At 53.4% G+C, this 22,281-nt stretch carries 12 protein-coding genes; 3 read left to right on the top strand and 9 right to left on the bottom strand.

Going from position 1 to position 22,281, the window contains the following annotated elements; genetic code table 11:
* Positions 1 to 93: 93 nt before the first annotated feature.
* A complete protein-coding gene (locus ACFFT4_RS11370; RefSeq protein ID WP_378047682.1) occupies positions 94 to 891 on the top strand; it encodes a helix-turn-helix domain-containing protein in 798 nt (265 codons plus the stop codon).
* Positions 892 to 971: 80 nt separating this feature from the next.
* Here ACFFT4_RS11370 and ACFFT4_RS11365 read toward each other — a convergent pair whose 3' ends face one another.
* From ACFFT4_RS11365 to ACFFT4_RS11340, 6 genes are all read right to left on the bottom strand, one after another.
* The gene (locus tag ACFFT4_RS11365) at positions 972 to 4,382 is read right to left on the bottom strand and encodes a hypothetical protein (RefSeq protein ID WP_378047680.1); all 3,411 of its coding nucleotides are present in this window, start codon (positions 4,380 to 4,382) and stop codon (positions 972 to 974) included.
* Between the two features lie 108 nt (positions 4,383 to 4,490).
* On the bottom strand, positions 4,491 to 7,196 hold the full coding sequence (locus tag ACFFT4_RS11360; protein WP_378047678.1) for a VWA domain-containing protein: 2,706 nt from the start codon (positions 7,194 to 7,196) through the stop codon (positions 4,491 to 4,493).
* Positions 7,197 to 7,267: 71 nt separating this feature from the next.
* A complete protein-coding gene (locus ACFFT4_RS11355) occupies positions 7,268 to 7,690 on the bottom strand; it encodes a zinc ribbon domain-containing protein (protein ID WP_378047676.1) in 423 nt (140 codons plus the stop codon).
* Between the two features lie 277 nt (positions 7,691 to 7,967).
* Positions 7,968 to 11,780 carry a hypothetical protein gene (locus ACFFT4_RS11350; protein WP_378047674.1) on the bottom strand — a complete coding sequence of 1,271 codons (3,813 nt, stop codon included), beginning with the start codon at positions 11,778 to 11,780 and terminating at the stop codon, positions 7,968 to 7,970.
* Positions 11,781 to 11,797: 17 nt separating this feature from the next.
* Positions 11,798 to 15,934, bottom strand: coding sequence for a hypothetical protein (locus tag ACFFT4_RS11345; RefSeq protein WP_378047672.1), 4,137 nt, complete (start codon positions 15,932 to 15,934; stop codon positions 11,798 to 11,800).
* Between the two features lie 58 nt (positions 15,935 to 15,992).
* Positions 15,993 to 16,505: a hypothetical protein gene (locus ACFFT4_RS11340; protein ID WP_378047670.1), complete on the bottom strand. Its 513-nt coding sequence runs from the start codon at positions 16,503 to 16,505 to the stop codon at positions 15,993 to 15,995.
* A 496-nt stretch (positions 16,506 to 17,001) separates the two neighbouring features.
* Here ACFFT4_RS11340 and ACFFT4_RS11335 point away from each other — a divergent pair, with 496 nt between their 5' ends.
* Positions 17,002 to 17,454, top strand: coding sequence for a DUF2269 family protein (locus ACFFT4_RS11335; RefSeq protein WP_378047669.1), 453 nt, complete (start codon positions 17,002 to 17,004; stop codon positions 17,452 to 17,454).
* Between the two features lie 451 nt (positions 17,455 to 17,905).
* Here ACFFT4_RS11335 and ACFFT4_RS11330 read toward each other — a convergent pair whose 3' ends face one another.
* The 3 genes from ACFFT4_RS11330 to ACFFT4_RS11320 form a co-directional block, all read right to left on the bottom strand.
* Positions 17,906 to 18,301 (bottom strand): eCIS core domain-containing protein, encoded by a 396-nt coding sequence (locus ACFFT4_RS11330; protein ID WP_378047667.1) that lies wholly within the window; start codon positions 18,299 to 18,301, stop codon positions 17,906 to 17,908.
* A 21-nt stretch (positions 18,302 to 18,322) separates the two neighbouring features.
* Complete coding sequence (locus ACFFT4_RS11325; protein ID WP_378047666.1) at positions 18,323 to 18,880, bottom strand: NUDIX domain-containing protein; 558 nt, start codon at positions 18,878 to 18,880, stop codon at positions 18,323 to 18,325.
* Between the two features lie 130 nt (positions 18,881 to 19,010).
* The gene (locus tag ACFFT4_RS11320; protein ID WP_378047664.1) at positions 19,011 to 21,188 is read right to left on the bottom strand and encodes a malate synthase G; all 2,178 of its coding nucleotides are present in this window, start codon (positions 21,186 to 21,188) and stop codon (positions 19,011 to 19,013) included.
* A 267-nt stretch (positions 21,189 to 21,455) separates the two neighbouring features.
* Between ACFFT4_RS11320 and ACFFT4_RS11315 the strand changes: the two genes are divergently transcribed.
* Positions 21,456 to 22,205 (top strand): IclR family transcriptional regulator, encoded by a 750-nt coding sequence (locus ACFFT4_RS11315; protein WP_378047662.1) that lies wholly within the window; start codon positions 21,456 to 21,458, stop codon positions 22,203 to 22,205.
* The last annotated feature ends 76 nt before the right edge of the window (positions 22,206 to 22,281 follow it).

Here is a 22,281-nt window from a genome sequence, read left to right as displayed (position 1 = left end):
TCAGCTTACCCGCTTTCGTATGTTGGATGAAGTAAGATTGCTGCTGTAAAGTACCTGTATTCTGCTGCAAATCATGCCGAATGGAGATTGCCTATGCCGCGCCATAACCGTTCCGGGGAATATGCCGATACGCCGGGGGACACGATGCTCGCCGGACACTTTCACGAAACCGACCGCTACTTCATCGGCCGTCCTGAGGGAAGGGACGACTGGCTCATTGTCATGACGTTAAGCGGGGAGGGTTATTTTCGCACGCCGGCGGGCGAGAAACGCTGCCCCGCCGGTCAAATCGCGATTCTGCGCGCCGGAATCCCGCACGAGTACGGAACGATGCCGGGACAGCAGTGGAACTTCTTCTGGGCGCACTTCGGCAAACTATCGGAAACCAGCTATTTGCCGGAAGAGGAGGTGCTCGTCTCCGAGCTGCCGGAAGGCGAAACGCGCAAACGGGCCTACCGTGCGTTCCGCAGCCTGCTCCGCGATTCCCGAGAGCGTTCGGCCTACTGGCAGGCGCTGTTCGAGAACGCAATCCGCGAATTGCTGCTGCTCGTGGCGCAGCGCCTGGAGAAGCGGCTCGATCCGCGCATCGAGCAAGCCCTGCAGTTTCTGTCGCAGAACATGCAGGAGGAAATCCGGCTGGAGCGCGTAGCCGCCGCCGTCGGCCTCTCCTCCTCCCGGCTCTCGCACCTGTTCAAGCAGGAGATGGACGTTCCGATTCTCGACTACCTGAACGGCATGAGGCTTCGGCAGGCCGCCCTGCTCATGCGTCACATGGGCAGATCGGCCACCGAAGCCTCTCTCGACGTTGGGTTTAACAACTACAATCACTTCGCGGCTTTATTCCGCCGCATGTACGGGGTCAGTCCGCGAGGTTTTTCCAATTCACGCTAAAATTAATAGGTTTGGCCGACCGTCTCGACATATTTGCCGCTCGTTGAATCCTCGAAGGGGAGGCTCCCGCATCCGGCCCTCTATTCGGAGGCCTCCGCCTGCTTGAAGTAATACGCGGCGCCGGACTTGAAGCCGTTGGCGAAGTTCACGATATCCGCGCTTCCCTTCACTTCTTTGCCGACCTGTACGTCTTCGAAATGCTTCGCCAAATAATCGAATTCGGCGTCGGCCATTTTCAGCTTAAGCGGGCTCATGTAATACTCCAACTTGGCCAAATCTTTATTGTCCATCATTCCGCCGAGCACCTCGCCCAATCCGTAGGTGTATTTTTTGGCTTCTTTAATAATCTCCTTGTAATCGTCCAGCTCCAGGGAAAAGGCGCTCACGCTCCAGACGGACGAACTGACTCCGATAAAAGCGCCCGTCATAAACACCAAATAATCGTCGCCGGTAGGCGATACGGGCTCAAGCGCCATCAGATAGTCGGCAAACCCGCCGTGCTCTCCCGTATCCATGACGGCAATCGTCTCGTAGGTCTCCGGATCGATCTCCAGCCACGCCCAACGGTTCTCTCCGTATATCCTCGTCGCTTGATCGGGAATCAGCATCGCATTGGAGGAGTCCTTCGCCCGTTGTTGGAGAAGCTCCGGGAAGCCTTTTTCCTCCATGTATTTCAGATCCTCCTTGCGATTGGCGGGAAGGCTCAGGATAAGCTTGGCATCGTCCGGGCTTCTCGACCACACCTCCATGAAGTCCGCCGAATTGCCCGGCAGCACGGCGCCCTCGAACCGGGAAGCGTACAGACCGCTCATAATATGGAAAGCCCGCTTGGACTCCTCCGTACCCCGATGCAGCCTATTGGCGGATTGCTGCAGGTCGACGCTTGTTCTCAGCTGCGATGAACCGTCCTTGGCGCGCACGGTAACGACGATAACCCGTTCTTTATCGGTACGGCCTGCAGTCACGTCAAGGCTGTGGGCAAGCTCATCCTCATAGGTCGTCTGACTGGCAATAAACCGGTATAAAATATTGCGCGTATACCAGACAAGCGTCGAGTGGTCATCCGGCCGCTTCGCTGCCTGATAGGCGCGGTCGGCCGCCTTCTGGATCGTTCCGGTCGCTGCGGCGGACAGGTCCGGAAGATTGACGGCCAGCGTGTGGAACACGCCGCCGATCTCCTCCCCTTCCTGAAGCTTCGTTTCGTGAACAAGCTTCTTCTGCGGCAGCTGAACTTCGATTCGTACGCCTACGACCTTGAATTTCCGAGGATCGATCTGCTGATCGCCTGCGATTTGTATCGTCTGATTTTCCAGAACCGCGGTATACAGGCCATTGGCTCCGCCTACGCGAATATCCACCGCCTCCTTGCCTAACTGATCCAGGTCAAGCGAGGTATTCAGCACGCGCACTTCCTGTATTCCGGGGTCGCCGCCGCTTTCGCTGCCTCCCAATGCGCCCGCCACGTCTCCTGCAACGGCATTCACTCCCTTGTTTTCCTTCGGTTTGATTTTGTAATAGACGCTGATCGTGCTTTGCACAGGCGTCATGCTCCGTCCTTCTTGCCCGGCGGGGAGGAAGACCAGCCCGGTCAGCTCGGACAAATCCTTCATGAAGGGCACGACAAACACTTTCGCTTTGCCCTGCTCGTCGGAATAGGACCAGGCCGGCAAATCTTGCAGCTCCGCTTTATCCACGCCGCCCAATTCCATCAAAGCTTGCCTGCCCTGATCGGTCAGCTTCACCATTCTCAGCGACGGGCTGTAACCGAGCTTGGCCAGCAGGCCTCCCGTCAGATTGGCCAAGTCCCCTTCCGTTCCCCACCCCTGGGTCAGCACGGACTCGGGCGAATTGCGGTACATATAGTAATAATCCGACGCTGGCAGCCATTTCAGCCCGTTGATCAGAGCTTGAAAATCCGCCAACGTTTTCACCGACTGCATTTGCTGCAGCCCATGCACGGTCGGCAGAGGAGCCGGAACCGTCTCCCTTGGGCCGTTCCCGGCATCCAGATCCGCCGTCTGCGCGGCATTTGGCGACGACTGAGCCGCCGCCAGCGCTTTGTATTGGCTGATCGCTTCCGTCAGCGCCGTCGACAGCTGAATATCGAACTTCCGGTCAAGCTCGGGAGACACCCGTTTGACCAAAAGCCCCTCCTCCTGGAAGACGTCCTTCGTCACCGGCAGCTCCAGGCCGCTGAAATAGGCGGATTGCAGCTTCCAGGATAATTCAGCCTGCTTCGCCGGGAGAGAGAAAACAAGGAAGCCGCGCCGGGAAGTCCCGTCGAATACCGCCCAGTCCTTATCGATGCCGAGCAGCAGCCCGTCGGTGATCGGATCGGGCAGCAATTCCGGCGGCTCGTCTGCGAATTGCCCCCCCTCCGCAACCAGTCGGAAGGATTCCCTGAACCCGGACGTGCCGGAGCCGTCCTTGATATCGGCAATCGTTACGTCCGCCACGATATAGTCTCCGCTGCCGGACTCGATGTTTCTCACTCTGGAGAGCGCATTTACCGTAAGCGCCATGCCGTCTCCCTGGTAAGCCGAGCGCTTTGCGCTGCCTGAGCTATTGCCTGATCCATTGCCCGCGCTCGCAGCACCTGAACGATCGCCCGCACCATTGCCCGCATCCGCAACGCTTGCGCTATTGCCCGAACCATTGCCCACACCCGCAGCGCCCGCCCCCTTGCCGCCGATCGGCAGAACGGTCGCTCCGCCATACAAATCGACGTACAGGTCCATCGGCATGCTTTTCAGAGCGTTCGGCGTCTGGAAAGCGAATCTCGCCTTGTTGGAGGAACCGGGCCCTATCGTCACAGGCCGCAGCAATCCGTAGGGCAGAAGCGCGGTAGCCGTATTCACCGGAATAAGGAACGGCCCCTTTCCGGTCTTGACGCTCAAATAAAACCGTTGCCCGGGGTCCAGCTTCAGATCGGCTTGAACGTTGGAGTTCAATTCCGCGTCTATCACCTTGAATACGCTCGTTTTTCTTTTCAGCTCGACGTTTTCGATTTTCTCCATCTCGCTGCTCGCCTTCAACGTCAGACCGAACGTATCCGACAGCTTGCCCGTTACGCTTGTCGGCAGCTTGGTCAAGGCAAGCTCCTCCCGCTTCGGAGGCGCCCCGACCAAGGACAGCGCGATATGACCGTACGTCGTGTCATAATAATTCAGAGATGCCTGCTCGATCCTCTCGTCGGGAACGAGGAAGACCAGCACTCCCCGAATCGTCTCATCGGGCCGGATGGACACGCTGCCTTCCCCGGGCGGAGCCAGAGGCGTCTCTGCCAGCCAGGTTGCCGTCGAAGCCGGGTAAGAGCCGGATTCATTCACATCCATAAAGAAATGAGAAGCGAAATCGGGAATCAAATACGGAACGCCTTCCGCATAAATATTTTTGATATCCATATCGACCGCGGCAAAGCTCTTTCCGGGAGGCGCGTCAACGCCTTTCAGCCGCTTCAGGAAATAGATCTCGCGAGCGCTCCATTCCACGGCCTTGTTCTTCCCTTTCACAGCGTTTAGCGGAATGCGCTTGTAAATCTTCACGTCCTCGCTCGGAATATCCCGACCATAGACAAGAGAAGCCGTCGCAAGCTCGTATTACGCGATTTTCTTGCCGGCCTCGTAGCCGATCGTATCCAGCGCAACCCGATCTTGGGCGTTCAGCCTCACGGGAAAGTCGACCAACTGGCTGTCCGTATATTGACGAGAGACACCTTGCTCCGAGCCGTTGTTGATGGAAAGGGACAACGACACCTTCTCGGCAGGCTTCCGCTTCACCTCGGCCAATGCCTCCTGGAAGGCTTGAGCCAGCACCTGCGGATCTTCGGAGATGACGTATTTGCCGCCCGACTTGTCCGCGGCCCATTGGAACGCTTCTTCGCTCTCTCCCGTTCCCAAGCCTACCCACAGAACCTGAATGCCCTCCTCCTTGATGCCCGACAGGATTTTCTCGAACATTTCCTTCTGATACGGCTCAACGTCCAAAGCCGCGTCGGTCAAATAGACCATCACTCTTTTGTCCGAAGGAACCTTCTTTAACGAGCGGTACGTCGCGGACACGGAGTCGAGTATGTTGGTGCCCCTGCCGACCTCAAGATGGCCCAGCGATTGCAGAATCTCCGCCTTGCGGCGGGTAAACACCTGTTCAACGCTAATTCCGGAGGAAAAGCTGATCAGCTGCATCAGGCTATTTTCCGGAATTTGCCCGATAAAATCGTGAAAAAGGTCTTTCATCTTATCGATCCGGTAGTTGCCGTCCCCGCTGGCAGGATCAACATCCATGGAGCCGCTGACGTCCAGCGTCAGAGAGATCGCCGGAACGTCGGAGGGCGCCTGCTCCTTCGGCCGTTCGTAGATCAGCTCGAATTGATTGCCCAGCCGGTCGTTAATCGAGGTAAACACATGCGCAAGCACGGCTGCGTCCTTGGCGGAATAATAGGTGCCTTCCGACATTCCGGCCAGCTCGAGCAGCGTCGCGGAGTCGTGATCCGGGCCGAAGCCGATCATGAACAGCGGAATGCCCGAGGCTTTGACGGCCTGCACCACCTCCTGCTTGGTCGCTTTGCTCCCCGTTCCCGCTTTCTCGGCGCTGCTGTCCACGCCGTCCGAGAATACGACCATCGTCGGCCGCTGCTTCTCCTGCAACAGATCGAGTCCTTGCACGATAGAATCGTATAAGGCGGTATTGCCTTTCGCTTTGACCTGCTTCAGACTTTCCAGCACTTCCTTTTTGCCGATTCCCGGCAGCAATCGCGCCTCCGAGTCGAAGTCGATGACCTGAATGCGGGCGTTCTCCGGAAGTCCCTGAATAAAAGTCCGCGCGGATTCCAGCACCTGATCCATCGACTTCGCCATGGAGCCGGAGGAGTCGAGCGCCAGGACGACGCTGGGCGGGATTTGCAGCCGATCGAGCTTGAGGACTTTTCCCGGCCGCCCCCCTTCGAGAATCCGGATATCCGCCAACGTCGGGGTATATTTGGGACTTTGGGAATCGAGCAGCATAAAGTCGATCTTGGCCCGATCCCCCTGCTCGGCGATCTTCTCCATCTTGAGCAGGCTCTCTCCGCCGCTGGAATCCCCCAGCTCGTCGTTGCTGTAGGAGTTGGCGAGCAGAGGCTTGATTTCAAGCTCGGTCATCTCTCCGGCGCTGACCGGAATCAGTCTTGTATTCAGGTCGACAGCCCCCGTCTGGCCGCCCCGCTGCGTCGCCTTTACATTCCAATAGCCGGGAGGGAGCCAGAACAACGTATCTCCTTCCGGCGTCTTATCGCCCGTCAAATTAAGCTCCGGATGGCTCATCGTCACCCCCGGGGACATTTCCACCTGGATCGAGCCCAGCATGTTTCCCCGAACCTTCAAGGCGCCCAACTGCTCCCCGTCCCGGAACGAGCTGATTTCCTCCCCCTCGTCGAGCGTAAAGGAGATCTCCCGGGGATCGGAGCCGCTGCGCCAGGTCACTCTCCACAAAATAGGCACGGACGGGTCCTGCGGAATATCGCTTAACGTATACTCCTTGGTTTTGTACACGTACATCCACTTGCCGTATTGGAGATCCCTTCTGTATTGGCCTTGCTCGTAGGCCCCTTTTCCGAGCACCTGCATCTCGCCTTCCGCCAGCGTGGCTTTGATGCTCTGGTATTTGTGATCCTCATTATTCGTCATAAAATAGAGTTCCTGATTGTTGAAGTCGGCGGTTTTGAAGGTTACAGTCTCTCCCTGCCGCAGCTTCAGCTCCCGGTACGCCGTCAGCAGGTACCCTCCGCCGTTCTTCGAAGCCACGCCCCACCAGCGATGTCCTTCAGGGTCGTCGACGCGCATCACCCATTTGTCCTCTGCCGGTCCCCGGTAAAATGCGCCGCCAAGCTCCGCAACGTACAAATTCAGATCGTCGAACGGATCGACCGTTTTATCCGTCCACTCCACCTGCATCTGCCAGGCCGTGCCGCTGGTCATTCGCGACGTTTCCATATTGTTTTCATCGATATAGCGAAGCTCCTGATATTGGTTAGGCAGCAGCTTGACGGATTCGTAGTTATTCTGGGAGCCGAAAGGATTCAAGTAAGGAATCGCGATATCCCACTTTCCGATTGCGTACGTCTTTCTGCGGGGGGCCTCCTTAACAACTCCGTTTACCTCGGAACCGCCGGCTGCAGCGGAGGGATTCAAATCCATCACTCCCTGGATTCCGCCGGGCTTGACTTCGTTATTGCCGCCGAATATCGCGATAGCGCCGTACGCCAAAATGCCGCCAATCAGAAGGAGAAGGGCGATTTTGACGTTCTTTTTAATGAACAGGTTTTTCATTACAGACCTCCGCTTCTGTCTTGTTCCGGGAAGTACGATCGCCAACCCGCGTTATCCCCTGCCTTCCCCTTTCAATCGACATCCGAAAATGTATGGCCGCAGGAAGAACAGAAGCGCGCGTCGATGGGAACGGATTTGCCGCAGTCGCAATCCTTTTCATTCGCGAGCAATTTGATCTGCTTTTTTAATTCCTGAATTTCGTTTTCCAGCCTTAAAATCTCCTCTATGTTCGTATGATAGTCCGCTTGCCCGCCTTCCGGTTCGCGATTGTTCGCAGCCAGAAACACGATCCGGCCAATATCCCGATAGTGCTGCTCGATTTCTTTTTGCTTGCCGCCGCTCTGCATTTTGAGCTTATTGACTTCCACCAGCGTCTTCGCCTTGCTGCCCGCTTCCGAAAATCCCGATTTCACTTTGTCCATAAAACTCATCGCAATTCCTCCAATTTTTATGAAAATGGTCTGCCTTACTCCCACCACGCGATCCTCCGGCAACTCCCTCTCCCCAATTTAGCACCGCGGCATTTTTTGCGATATTATACCTTCGTATACTTTTGAGTCCCTTTGTCCGGCAAACGTAAAAACACCGCCCCCCGATTGGCTGCAAAGCAGCCTTCAGAGAGCGGTGTTATATTAATTAAAATTAGACTCCTTCATGATAATAAACTCGAACTCTATATTTAGGGATAAGAATTGAACCAACATTGGCTGGAATGTCCCCATGAGAATGCATAAAGAAAGCTGCGATGCCGGGTAGGCTCGCAGCTTTCCTTCAGATTTCAAATTCTACCGTACAGACGAGACGCGTGTCAGTGTCATTGGGGGCGTCTCCATCGATTTCATAGCGCTCATACTCGCATACGATCAAGCGATACGGTTTGTCCCCTCGGGGACTTGGCAATGTAATTTGGCCAATCCATGTTTCTGGATTTTCAATTGGCGCCAGATAATAAGTAAAGTTGGGAACCGGCAACCATCCCTGCTCATGTTTATGCGGATCCATCGTCTCAAGCTTTACCACAACTGCCCCGATTAATGGCCCACTCGGAGCAGGACCGGATAGGCTGACGTTTAACTTGCGTGAATCGGCCAGATCCTCTTGGATAGTAACTAGTCGGTTGGAGGCTGTCTGGATAAAATCCATCAACACCACAGGTGAGAGGTGTGCGCCTTTTAAAGACATAGGTTGGTAACGTGCCAGCGCCAAACGAACAAAAGGAAAATACTCATTGTAAGTGTTAATATCCACATTGCAGTACCAACGTTTATTATCTTGGTCATATTGTACGGTATGGCCCGCCACATGAAAGTCTGTGTTGGGCACTTCTTGTAAATCATTTACAGTATCCTTAACAACTGCTCGCTTGAAATCTTTAAGTTGGGGCAGGGAAGGAAATTCTCGTGTTTCACTGTTTCGGATACAATCTTTGCCCCACTGCGTAATATAAGATACTGGAATTGAGGCGCTGGTAAGGTCGGGCCAGAGAATGACTCCAAGCAATTCTCCTTCGCCAGATGAGAACCATGGCCGGTCCAGATATATTCGCAATCCGCCACCCTTTCGATGAATCTTCGTTCCGTTCATGTCGTGTTCACGCTCCCATTCAAACGCGGGAACGGCATATAGCACCTTAGGCGAAGCAGGAGGGGCCGAATTATAAATATCCAGAGTCACACTTTCCGACGATCGCGTAATTGGACCGGGGAGATACAAATACAGAACATGAACCGACTCCCCTTTCCGTATAGCGCCAGTAGCGGTTCGGGTAATGGTTCCACTGCCGTAATCAATTGTATAATCTTTTTTTCGCTCGTATTTGATTTTCTTGTCTTTGCTAAGCACAATCTCCGTGTTCTCAACGATACGCGTGTGTCTCAGCTCCGTGCCCTGAGAACGATTTAGCGTACACCAATCTTCATAACGAGTATGAAAGTACTCACTAAACCGACTCGTGGCATCCGCGGTATAAGTCACCCGGCGGTACTTGGTATCGCCAAATTCATGCCGGTGGTCCAAGTCCAAAGTAGTTTCGTTCGTAGTGGCGTCTACTTTAATTTCACTAACATGAGCTTGATGAGATATCGTCATACATTCGGGCTCGGATAACGCATCTACAGGCTCCTGCCAGCTTGCACTAATATCGAGTTTAACGGTTGACTTTCCATCCATCCCAATGGAGCCCGTTAAAGTTACATAGGTCTGACTCTTTTCTCGGTTTGGGACAATTTGTTGAAAGACTGGCTCAATCAGTGGCTGCCTAACAGCATGCACGAGGGTTAGTTCTCTGTTAGGTGTTAACATCCATAGTCGGCCTTCAAGCGCTAGCCTTCGTAGATAATCGCGAGTAGCCGCTGATGCAAGCGCGGGATCCGCTTCTTCTATTATTTGACGAATTCCCATCAAGTTATAATCCTCATCTGACAGGTAGGAGCTTAGACGGATGGTTGCTGTTTCTGCCTTTGGCAAATACACCTTTAATAATCGGCGGTGCGGATCCCAGTTAGGTTTTTCGGTACCCTCTTCAAGCCGCAAGCGGAAAGGCAGTGCCTCGAACCAGTCACCTTCAGTAGAAAATGGTATCATTATTGTCTGGTCAATTCCCGCCCCAGGTAGTCCTAGAAACGCGGCCCCCCGTGAGACTGGATCAGGCAAATAGGGTAAACGGAGCTGCGGATCTTCGTGTGGCTCTTCTGAAAAACTGCCGTCTTTATTGATCATAAGCTGGTATGCATTAGGATCCAAACCTGACGAAATATCAAAACATCCGTGTTGTTCCGCCATTACTTGAGATACTTTTGGTGGCGCAATGTGACGCTCATTATAGGATTCAGCAGACGAGTTGAAATTACTTCGTATGACCAGATGATGTACCGACTCACCTGGACCAGTGTCCTTTCTTAGAACGACAACTGGAGATTCCACAGGTTCATAGCGGCTATAGAGCAGATCTCGCGTCTGAGCGGTGTCCGCAACTGACTTCGGTAGCATTTCATTCCAGTTCCTGCTGTTGCCGGCCAGATCCACAGCCCTCATCCGAAATCGATAAGTCCGGCCGAATCGTAGTCTGGGAAGAGATCCTGAAACAGGTTTGAAGTGGGTCTCCAATTGAAAATTACTGCTGGCATTATTGCTCGCCGATGCGACAGCATCCTGTGGGTCGATGACCTTACCGGGTCGCGGCGCTACCAAGCTCCAGCCTCCCCAAGTAAAAAGTGACTGATGGAGATAAAAATCTGGCGAAGTTTTGTCTGCGGCCGTTGTTAGACCCATGGAAATAAACCCCTCGTCGGTGAGCCTAATCCTATGATTGCCGAAGATATATTTACCCTCTCTTCGGCACAAAGAATGCCAAACTTCGGACTCAGAATCCCATACGTCGACGCGATACCCGCGTACCAACTGCTCCGCAAACAGTAAACCTCCTCCACTCTCGACGTCGGCATTAAGTCCGACGCTGCTATTAAGGGTTTGGGACAGCTCCGAGGCTCGATCCGCATGCACAATAGAGATGCCATTGGAACGGAAGGAGGGGAGAGCGCTTCCCGTGGAGTAATCCAACTGTTGATTCCCCGCAATGTTCCGGACAAATTCCAGAAACTTAAGTGAAGTACTATCCGCATCCACCTGAATGACCGAGTAAGGTTCCACGTCATCTACAGGATTAATTTGCCTATCGACAAGTTGCACATATCCTTCTGATATTCCTAAACTGGCTGGGGCTGCTGTAAAGCTGTTATGGGCAAGGTCGATCGAATACTGGGTCTCGGGGCACCGGTCTATGCTATCGCCTAGTGTCGATGTCCAGTTGGGTACGATAGCTACACTTCCGACCAAAGGAATCCCTGCTTCGAAATCCACTTCTAGATCGAATGCCAGGGCCAATTCACGGAGCAATAGCGGATAATCTCCGAGACTCGAGATGACTTGGTGAAAATCCAATGTTGGGATTTGAGGCTCTACTCTGGATTGAGGATCACGTTGCGGATAGAATTGCTGCAACTGATATAGATCATTTCGCCATTGATCAATATCCCGGCCCTTTATTGATTCTCGTGGCAGTGCCAATTGTTCACTAAGCATTTTTTCTATTTCTTGTTTGGCTCGCTCGGTGGGAATAAGATTTTTCAGATATCCCCATTTTTCTTCATCAAAACGTGGGTACTCAGTTGGCTGTTTTAGGGCCACCTCTTGATAAATACGTTTGATCAACCGAAGAATGTTGCCAACAGGATAGGAGCGGATCTGTCGCTTGTGAAACTCGTCAGGGTTAAATACATAGGGCAGCACAGACGTTTCCACTGGAAACAATACTCCCCATAAATCCCATCGAGGTGTAGTCGTACTTACGACAGTTGCCTTCAGCGTAGGGCCATTAATAAAGCGAATAGAGAAATCTCGATTTTTTTTCGGCCAAGTCAGGAAGTCGGGAAATTGCTGAAGCTCCAAAGTTCCATCCGGGCGAGTTGGTTCTGTACCATCACCCATCAATCTCGGAGAGACTACAGCTGAAAGGCGTAGTCTTGGCTTATGATCAGCTATTACCCCGTTCGGATGGGCCGTCCATAGCACAGTCTGTTTAAGCATATGGAATCCTCCTTATATTAAGCAAAGGCACTACAATATGCATACCATTCATCTTCATTGATCATTTCTTCGATGAGGGGGTCTCCATCAGAGCCTGAGAACTGTTTTTCCACTGTCAGGTTCACACTCTTGGTCGTTAGAAGCAAATGTATCTTTACCGTCAACGTCGCTTGTCCCCATGCTTTACCAGGGTCACGATAATTTAGACTAAGATAGAACTCAGCAGAAACTGTGACTAACCCGAGTACTTGTAGCACTCCGCCGCAGCGCACATAGCCCGTGAGTTGGCAAATGCGCCTGTCTGGGGCGACATTCTCCATCCTGTAGTATATGCCCGCCATTAGGTAGATCCCGCCACTAGCCACTCCTAGATCGAGCGCTTGATTACCGCCGAATTCAAAGGAGGCTTCAAGCAATTTGATTGGATTAGCTTTGTCCAGCGACAACATAATGCCGAAAAAGCCACCGCCTCCGAATGTTCCGACCGTAAGCACGAAGGGATTCTCCCGCGAAGCGAATGCAAAGTAAAAAGTAGCAGGAGAGCCATCAAAGGGAAGATTAAAGCGAGTGAAGAATGTCAGGTTCTGAAGAGCCAAAATACCCAGTGTCACGTTAGGAATTGCCATACTGGAACTTACAGAAACCCCTGATGGCGTAACATCAATCCCTGAATCCTCCCCAACAGACTTCAGGAAATTCTGAAGGCTTGTTACAAATTGCAGTGCGCCACCAAATTCAACATTTTCGATCTTGGGGCTGACTACCGGCTTTTGGCCACTTCTTGCTTTAAAGGTCAATTCGCTGAAATGCAGAGTCAGGAATTGAGTTGTCTGGTCAGTACCGATCAGATTAACCTTGAAATTACGCAGTTCCCCAGTGACATCGTACGTAGATTCCGGAGAGGTCAGTTTGGTGTAAATCAAGGCAGAGAGTTTCATTGAGGTATCTTTGGTTGCCTCAAAGATCTTATCCGCATCGGACTGCATTTGGGGCTCCAATCTATAGAGGGTCTCAATGGCTTCAGGCGCTTTATTCCTGTCTTCGTGTCCATTTACCTTCGGATAAATCACTCGGTTGGTCAATTGGGGGATACTGCCTGGAAATTCAGAAACATTTACAGCTTTAACAATCTCTTTGAGTAGTATTCCACCCAACAATTTGGCTTCTCCGAGAATAAGTCCCGGATCTAAACAATTCGTAATCGCATTTTCCGCTACTGGGCCGTAAGTGCGTGACAGACCTTTAATGGATAAATCAGGCGTAATAATACCACCTGCCTTGTCTCCTGGGAAAGGCTTTGGAACAGCGGAAGGCAGTTTGAAAAATACTTCTCCCGGGTTGTTATCCTTATTTTCCAACCCCCATTGAAGATAGGTGTCGTCATATTGAAACAGTAATTGTTTATCATTACTGTCGAGATCGCTGCCATCTGCATCTGCACCTGCAATTTGCTCAACTGCAGGAATCTTGACGTCTGCCGCGCTCATAAGGGGATAGAATTTCGGTAACTCATTGGTAATCTCTGCTCCAAAAATTAAGGAATTCGTAACGAACTCAGTGTCCCCAGGTTGGTGCGTGGGTGCAAAGGATACCTTTTGCCCATCCATTGACCGTTGTTGTCGCAATGGACTATATTCTGCAATGAGGTCTTTAACCAAATCATCATCAGAAGAATCATTCTTTATCTCCACGAAAGCAAATGCGTGGGTAAACTCAGTCCATTTACCTCCTTGGTCTTCTCCCTCCAATTGGAATAATAAATCTTGGTTGTCGACCTGCAGCCATGGTGTTACTTGGACATGAGGTGTTTGAAGAGTCTTTATCCTAATGCGTTTGTAAGGGAAATTACGGCCTTCATTCGGCATGCCAGGTGCCGGATAGAACCGTTCAGGCTCGCGAACGACCACAATTATCCAAGATACGAGATAGGCTACCATCTCTTGGGAAGGGGAGAGCTCGCATCTGCGCTCGGTGACAGTGATCTTGGCCGCACGATGGCCGAAGGGGAATAGATATCCCTCACGAACTGTTTTGACATAGTTGTCGCGTCCCATAGCCGCCCTGTGGGTCCAATTGCTTAAATTAGGGAGTGTAGAAGTCGGATCATATGGCCAATTCCCCTCGATGTTTAACCAAGCGCCCAGCGAAGAAAGCATCATGTTGTTAACTTTGATAGCCTCAAGATGGTTCGAAGAGTTAATAACAATATCTTTGCGATCCTTTTCATCCAGTGACATCTGGAAAGGATTTGTTTCGTCCTTGTCCTTGCACCAGACTGCACGCACGGTGCGCAAAGAAGTCTCCTGTTCATCGACGCCGTCCTTTGTTCGCACCCCTAGTCGAGTATGCCAGAGCTCGGTCATCCCACCGTGAGTTATTGGTCTAGCTGCATGTCTCCATCCTGCAAACCAGTTGGGAGAGAGGACGAGCCGGTAAGGAGCCTCAATTGCCGTATGCTCCACGCTCGGAGCCTCTGTTTCTTGCGCTGGTAGTTCTGGTACCAACAAAGGGTTAGTCTCGTCTAGGTTATATCCTGTTACGTGGCTAAGTAAAAGGTTAGGGGCGACTGGTGACGGCATGGACGATGGAACGACGCTCTGTTCAAAGCTGCTCCAATTGAGAAGCGTCTCCAATGCATACGGAAGCTCGCTCACTGTTCTCGGAACACGGAAGGCTAGCCGGCTAGGTCCCGCCATGCGTACAGATACTGGTGGGTTTGGATACGACTGACCTTCCGGGAATGCTTCCTCCGCGATGTGTTGCGGGGGGAAATAGACAATCAGATAGGCAGGTTTGTTGGCTGACACCTGTTCCCAATGAGCATGCTTGCCTCCGCCGGCTCGAAAGGACATGTTCACAAAAGCGACTCGGAGCGACAGCAAATCTTTTGGACGAAGCAATGAAATCGTGAGATCCGACATAGCCAGAATCGGCGATGGGAGTTCCGGGTCGATTTGTAAAGCAGGCAGTCCTAATGCTTCTGTATTTGCAAAACCTGTATGCCGTCCAATTCCTGCCGGATATATACCTAATACATTGAAAGGCCTGGCTGGAATTGCCTCTACAATCATCCCCTTCAGGGGCGCGGCAAAAGATAACAGGGCTGGTGCAACAACGGCAGACTCAATACGTTTGTCCCTGGCGACTAGCACAAAATTGGAACCCTGTCCGTCACCTAAGAGCAGGCTGCACCCGCTCAGGTGGTACCAGATGGGTTCTGTGCTGAAACGTCCAAATTGTGCAGCTTGCATCGTGCTCTCGTCAAAACCCATGGCATAGCGTACATTGAAGAGAAGAAATGGATTTGGCATACCATGAAGTCTAAATGTCCAGACTTTCTTATCTTCTTGAGCTGGCTGGGCAACAAATGCTTGTTCTTTACTTCCATTTCCATTGACCGCTGTTTCTAAATGTAATTCATCATATAGATAATTCGTAAATTCAGGTGGTTCCACTTGCCAACCTTCCGGTAGTGTGATTGAAGGGGTTAACGATGAAGTTCCCCTTAATCCGTGAAAAGAGAATAGGGTGCGCCGAGCTGGTATCACTGCAAATAGACTTTTGTGAAGGCGATCTGCCATCCCTAGAACGATTTGATCTGATTTGACAGTTGCACCTAAACAGTGTAACCAAGCTATAGCCCGACCTTTCAGACGGAAGACCCATCCAGGGAAAAACTCCATCATCTCTGCGTACCCATCAAGGAGCACTTCTCCGTGCTTTCCCAGCTTACAGATCAAATCTTTATCAAACTCAACCCATTCACTACTAACTGGATGTTCTCCTGCCAACCATTCAGCCAACGAAACCTGACTTTTGATCTTCCCAAAATCAAGGCTCAAGTCCATTACATGGTTACCGTTGCTATAGTTCACTTCACAGGTTAGATTTGCCGAAAGATTGGTTCCAGGAAAAAATGCGTTATTCAGCTCTACATGGATCCTGTCCGGGATAGAGTCATCCACCGTAAGATTCGGAATTCCGCCAAAATGTGATTCGTCGATCACCCATCGCTCCTCGCCTCCGAGTAGAAATACAACCCGTTTCGGCGATTCAATTCTCACTTCTGGAGTCTGCTCTGGCATCGGAGAGGGGATCAACATATCTGGATATCGCTGTTGTTTCAGGAATGTAGTGTTCAGTTCTATGCTCACTTACTCACCCTCCCTTGTCATTACTCTTCGCATTTACGATGCTTGATCGATCTCATTCTTATTCGAGCGGAGCTGTCGGGGCGTCAGCGGGTCCGTACGTTTGTAATTCATTGAAGGTTGAGGGAATAGGCCAGCAAACTTTGTCACTGTCATTACAGCCGGATTTTTCGGGTTTGAATATGGCGTTTGGAGCCGTGAGTATGGTGTATGTCGGGAATCCTGGAGTACCTTCATAAGAAGTGACTCGAATTCTTTTGAGATTGTCGTATTTTGCGGCGAACGGTCCGTCAAGGATGGTTCCACCGGGAAATTTCGCCTGAAATCCCTGAGGGATGTACACTCCATCGCAATCAAAATCATTGGGTGTTGCGCTCTTGCTTTTCAAGACATACAAGGAATTATGCAAACCATCATTTTTATAGTTTGGGCCATAGATGACTACATGCATATCGGTTTCATTGAAGCATCTGCCACTGACTAAGTTCTCCGGCTTTTCTTTTTCAACTAGAGAGCGTGACGCTTCTCTAACCAATTCTTCAATAAGGATGCCCTTAGTTAGCACTTCGTTCATCAAATCTCCTCCTTGACAGGGGCTGTGCCATGATGGGAACTAATGGCTGATATTGTTTGCACTTTTCTTGAAATTATACATTTCACGCAAATCACTCACAGCTAGTCATTGTGAGTCTAAAAAAAAGACTATCCAGCTTCTAAATATTTGATTGCGGATAATTGATTGAACTAACAAATCGTGCTCGGTTTTATATTCGGTATGCCGCTGTCACTAAAGATGACTTGGAGTTTATTGTTCGTTCTGAGTTTCTTGCCGAATCTCAATACCTGTTCAATGAGTAACTTAACTTGGATTCAAAATCCACTGCCGCATCCTGATACGCTAACCGCGGATCAATATCACGGGTCAGTATGAGCAGGTTCGACGGCTTGAAGGCGGAAGCTGCACCTCGGCCGACCGAATATTATACGTTCGGATAATAGACCGCTTGAGAGGAACGATGATACCGTAAATATTATCTTAAAGGCGATTCCGGAGAGGAGAACAGAAGGTTATGCAGTGGTTGGTATTGATTCATGTTTTGTCGGCGATTGTCGGGGTTGGGCCTACGTTTTTCGGACATGTGCTGGTCAGGACCAACCAGACGCCGGAACAATTGCGGCACTCTTTGAAGCTGGCGGGGAGGTTGGATTTTTTTCCGAAGGTCGGGGGCACTGTGGCGGTATTAACGGGAATTTTACTCATTGCGCTCAACGACTACGGCGCTTTCACGCAGCTGTGGCTAGTCGGGTCGCTTGTCCTCTATGTTCTGATTCAAATCGTCGTGATCGGCTTCGTGGCGCCGTCGCAGAAACGGCTCGCCCAATGGGTATTCGACGAAGCGAACCTGCACGCGGCCGAATTGCCGGGGGATCAGCGGGACGTCCTCGCGCGTGCGAATTCGCTGCTGTACGTGGCGTCCGCAATGGGCCTGGCCCTGTTTGTTTTCATGATCTTGAAGCCGTAACTCATAAAGCGGCCAACGCCGATGCGTCTCCATCCGTTCTCGGCGCGAACGACACAACCGTGCGGATATCGGAAAGAGGCTGTTCCCTAAGCAGAGTTGCCTAGGGCGTGTATGCATACTCCGAGGACAGCAGATTTTACCGAATTTTCGTTCCATGCAAGGAACTTTTGTGAAGGCGTACCGGGGGTACGTCAAGCAAAAGTGACGCAGCAGGGGGCGAAAAGGCGGTGAAAGACGCCCCTGAGCGGGTTTGCATACACGCCCTAAGATGATCGATAGACAAAGAAGGGGTATATATCTCCTGGAGACTGCCTCATACGCTCCTGAAATTTCGGGAGCGTATAGCAGCGGAAGGAGATATATCCCCCTTGCACCTTGGTCATCGATTATCTTTTACGGCAACTTGATTCGCTTAGGGGACAGCCTCTTCTCACCGGGTACGAATTGTCGGTCACATCTCGGGTTTAACCCGCCCTTGCGCTTGCTGCACGACGTGCCAGGCCTCGTGAGGCAAATGCCGCTCCTGGCCGGAAGCAACGTGAGCATCGCTCCCTTGCGCGTACGCATGGGCGTTCAGCTGCGCCGGCTGGCTTGAGTTGTAATGCACCCTCACATCGTCCATGGAATAGCCGGATAAGTTTTCGATCCCGCTCTTCAGGTTGTCCGGAAGCCCGGATGGCTTCTTTTTCATCATGTCCATCGTCGCCTGATTGCCGACCGACGCCTGCCATTCAAGCATCTGAGCCGCTTGCACGCCGTGCGACGGAGAAGCACTTCCCCTTGCGATCACGCGCTCGCGGGAGCTGCCGGCCTCCGATTTTCCCGCTTGAAATCGCCTCGTTCCCATCCTTCATCCGCCGCCCTTCGCTCAGACTCGAAATAATCCGTAGCCGTTTAACGGAACGACCGGCGCCTTGTCGATTGCCAGTCCGTCCATGCTGCCATAAAGCGCGACGTCCACAAGCCATTGCGTGAACGGCGCGACGTTCATCGCCTTCATTTCCTCCACGCTGTAAAATCCGGCGGCATCCACCTCGTCCTCGTCCGGAACCGGTTCGCCGTCGACGTAATCCATCTCGAACGCAATGTACACGTTATGTATGCTTCTGGGCTGGTCGCGCAGCGCGACGATTCCCTTCACCCGCGCCTCGACGCCGCTCTCCTCCCGCACTTCGCGGACGATCGTCTCCTCGATCGGCTCGAGCTGTTCGATGTAGCCGCCCGGGTTCGTCCAATAGCCTTTGCCCGGCTCCTGCGCCCGGCGAACGAGCAGCACTTTGTCATCTTTCACGACAAGCGCGCCCACGCCGATGCTGTAATTGCCCCAATGCACAAAGCTGCACTTCGTGCAGGCTCTTCTCGGCGTGCCGTCCACATCTCTGGTCTCCATGGGACCGCCGCATGCCGAACAATAATTGACTTCCATCCGATGTCACCCGCTTCATGGTCTGTTAGTGGCTATTCTCTGTTATACTCCCGATAGGAAAATGAAGCAAGAGGCATATCCTTCCCTCGGCGTCCGAAGGAAGAATATGCCTCGTCTTAAAATCGTTCCACTATAGCCGCCGAGCCGCCCTTGCCTTGAATTCCAAGCGCCGGCGATACAAAATCGGTTCCGTGTAGCCGTTAGGCTGAACGGCCCCCTCCAGCACGAGCTCGCAGGCGGCCTGGAACGCCAGGGACGTCTCGAAATCCGGAGCCATCGGCCGGTAAGCGGGGTCCCCCTCATTCTGGCGGTCGACCACCGCCGCCATTCGCTTCATCGTCTCGATGACCTGCTCCCGGGTGCAGATGCCGTGCTTCAGCCAGTTGGCGATATGCTGGCTGGAGATGCGAAGCGTCGCCCGATCCTCCATCAATCCGACATTGTTGATGTCGGCCACCTTGGAGCAGCCGATGCCCTGCTCCACCCAGCGCACAACATAACCCAGAATGCCCTGCGCGTTATTGTCCAGCTCCTGCTGAACCTCCCCGGCGCTCCACTGCGGAGCCCGCTCGATCGGAAGGCTCAGCATGTCGTTCCGCAGATCGGCGAACTCCGCCTTCAGCCGATTTTGCCGCTCGCGCACGTCGACCTGGTGATAATGCAGCGCATGAAGCGTGGCGGCCGTCGGCGAAGGCACCCAGGCGGTGTTCGCTCCCGCCTGGGGATGGGCGATTTTCTGCTTCAGCATCTCGCCCATCAGATCCGGCATCGCCCACATCCCTTTGCCGATCTGGGCTTTGCCCTGCATGCCGAGATCAAGCCCCGCGAACACGTTCGACCGCTCGTAGCTCTGCAGCCATACGGACGATTTCATTTCGTTTTTGCGAATCATCGCTCCCGCTTCCATCGACGTATGAATTTCGTCTCCGGTACGATCAAGGAAGCCGGTATTGATAAATACGACTCTGTCCCGGACCTCCCGGATGCACGCCTTCAAATTGACCGACGTTCTCCGCTCCTCGTCCATGACGCCGATTTTCAGCGTATGCCGGCGCAAGCCGAGCAGATCCTCCACGCGGTCGAACAATTCGTTGGCGAACGCGGCCTCCTTCGAGCCGTGCATCTTCGGCTTTACGATATAGATCGAGCCTTTCCGGGAATGAGCGAACCGGCCGTTGCCCAGCAGCGCATGCTTGGCGATCGCGCTCGTCATTACCGCGTCCAGAATCCCCTCCGGGATTTCCTTCCCGTCCTCGTCCAGCACCGCGTTCGTCGTCATCAGATGTCCGACGTTGCGAACGAACAGCAGCGAGCGTCCGGACAGGCTGAACGGCTGTCCCTCCGGCGCAAGGTAGTCGCGGTCGGGATTCATCGTCCGGGTTACCCGGCGGCCGCCCTTGTCGAAGTCGGCGGACAAATTCCCCTTCATCAAGCCGAGCCAATGGCCGTACGCCTCCGTCTTGTCCTCGGCGTCGACGACCGCGACGGAATCCTCGAAGTCCATAATCGTCGTCAGCGCCGCCTCCAGCACGACATCCCGGACACCCGCGCGGTCCGAACGTCCGATCTCGCTGTCCCGGTCGATCCGAATGTCCGCGTGCAGGCCGTGGTGACGCAGCAGCACCGACTCCGGGGATGCGGGCGATCCTTGATAACCCGCAAACTGCTCCGGATTCCGCAGCCCGACAGATGCGCCGCCGGCCAGATCCGCTTGCAGCCGGCCGCCGCGAATCGCGTAGGCGACCGCGTCGCGGTGCGAGCCCCCGTCCAGCGGGAACGTCTCGTCGAGAAACGTCTTCGCGAAGGCGACAACCTTCTCTCCGCGCACCGGATTATAAGATTTCGTCCGCTCCGCTCCCGCTTCGTCTCCGATCGCATCCGTTCCGTACAAGGCATCGTACAGACTGCCCCACCGCGCGTTGGCCGCGTTCAAGGCGTAACGCGCATTGTTTACCGGAACGACCAGCTGCGGACCGGCTTGAAGCGCGATTTCGTCGTCCACATTGTCGGTCGTCACCGCGAACTCCGCAGCGTCCGGCTCCAAATAGCCAATCTCCCGCAAGAACGACTTGTACTCCGCAAAATCGAAGTCGCCTCCGTGCGCCCTGTGCCATTCGTCGATCAGCCGTTGCAACCGGTCCCGCTCCTCAAGCAGCGCCTTGTTGCGGGGAGCCAGCTCGTGCGCGAGCTCGTCAAAGCCGCGCCAAAAGGCCTCCTCCCCGACCCCGCTCCCGGGAAGAACCTTCTCGTTAACAAAGGCATAGAGCTCCCGAGCCACCTGCAGACGGTTTATATTTACATAGCTCATCCGTTTTCCTCCTCCATATCTCCACTGTTGATGAATTTAGTTCATTATTATGAACAATGACTATCAATATGAACGATTCTAGCATTTTACGACCGATCCGGTCAACCGTCACTCTGTCTCGCCCCGATTCCCTCCGCTGCCGTCCGCAGGAATAATCGCCGATTCCCGCGCCGCGCGCCGCTCCGTCGATTGACGACCCTCCGCTGCAATGGTAGCATCAGTATCAGTTCAAAATAACGAACGAACGACAATAAGGAGAGATGATCGATGGATCAAAAATACAGCGTTCCCGCCCTTGACCGCGCGCATGCCGTATTAACGGAGCTTATCGACGAGCCGTACCGGTGGAAGCTGTCCGATCTGGCCAAGCGGCTGGACATCAGCAAGAGCACGCTCTATTCCCTGCTTCAGACGATGGAAAGACTGCAATGGGTCAACCGGGACCGCAACGACACCTATGCGATCGGCGGCGCGCTGGGAAGATTCGGCGGCGCGTTCTTCCGCCAATACAGCCTCGTCGAGAGCTTCCGCAAAATCGCCGAACCGGTCATGCGCAGGCTTCAGGAATCGGTTCAACTGGCGGTGCTGGAAGGCTCCGACGTTCTGTACCTGGCGAAGGTGGAAGCCCCCGGACCCGTGCAGATGGTCGCCGGCCCCGGCGTCCGCTTCCCCGCCCACGCCACCGGCCTCGGCAAGTCGCTGCTGGCGGGAATGGACGAGAAGCGGCTCCGCAGCCTGTTCCCCGACGAGTCGCTGCCCAAAATTACCGTCCATACGATCGGCTCGCGCGAATCGTTCATCCAGGAGCTGCGGCGCGTCGTCGAAAATCGCTATGCGACCGACATCCAGGAGGGCATTATGGGCTTCTGCTGCGTCTCCGCGCCGATTCGCGACGCCTCCGGCGGCACGACGGCCGCGGTCAGCTGCTCCATGCCGATTCACCATTGGGAAGGAAAACGCGAGGCGGCTCGCCAGGAGATGATCGAGCTGGCCGGGCGGCTGTCTCTCGGGAGCTGATCCCGAACGGCCTTTGCATTCCCCATTGACAAGCGGCTCGAAATGTAGGACGATCACTCTGTACCGTATAATAAAT

Source organism: Cohnella cellulosilytica, assembly GCF_042431195.1.
In the GTDB taxonomy this organism is placed as follows: Bacteria; Bacillota; Bacilli; order Paenibacillales; family Paenibacillaceae; genus Cohnella; species Cohnella cellulosilytica.
This window is presented reverse-complemented; position numbering and strand designations above follow the sequence as displayed.

Coding starts and splice junctions, on each gene's coding strand:
- ACFFT4_RS11325 (WP_378047666.1), bottom strand. CDS start 18,880: ATGGAAGTCAATTATTGTTCGGCATGCGGCGGTCCCATGGAGACCAGA.
- ACFFT4_RS11315 (WP_378047662.1), top strand. CDS start 21,456: ATGGATCAAAAATACAGCGTTCCCGCCCTTGACCGCGCGCATGCCGTA.
- ACFFT4_RS11335 (WP_378047669.1), top strand. CDS start 17,002: ATGCAGTGGTTGGTATTGATTCATGTTTTGTCGGCGATTGTCGGGGTT.
- ACFFT4_RS11340 (WP_378047670.1), bottom strand. CDS start 16,505: ATGAACGAAGTGCTAACTAAGGGCATCCTTATTGAAGAATTGGTTAGA.
- ACFFT4_RS11360 (WP_378047678.1), bottom strand. CDS start 7,196: ATGAAAAACCTGTTCATTAAAAAGAACGTCAAAATCGCCCTTCTCCTT.
- ACFFT4_RS11370 (WP_378047682.1), top strand. CDS start 94: ATGCCGCGCCATAACCGTTCCGGGGAATATGCCGATACGCCGGGGGAC.
- ACFFT4_RS11330 (WP_378047667.1), bottom strand. CDS start 18,301: ATGGGAACGAGGCGATTTCAAGCGGGAAAATCGGAGGCCGGCAGCTCC.
- ACFFT4_RS11320 (WP_378047664.1), bottom strand. CDS start 21,188: ATGAGCTATGTAAATATAAACCGTCTGCAGGTGGCTCGGGAGCTCTAT.
- ACFFT4_RS11350 (WP_378047674.1), bottom strand. CDS start 11,780: ATGCTTAAACAGACTGTGCTATGGACGGCCCATCCGAACGGGGTAATA.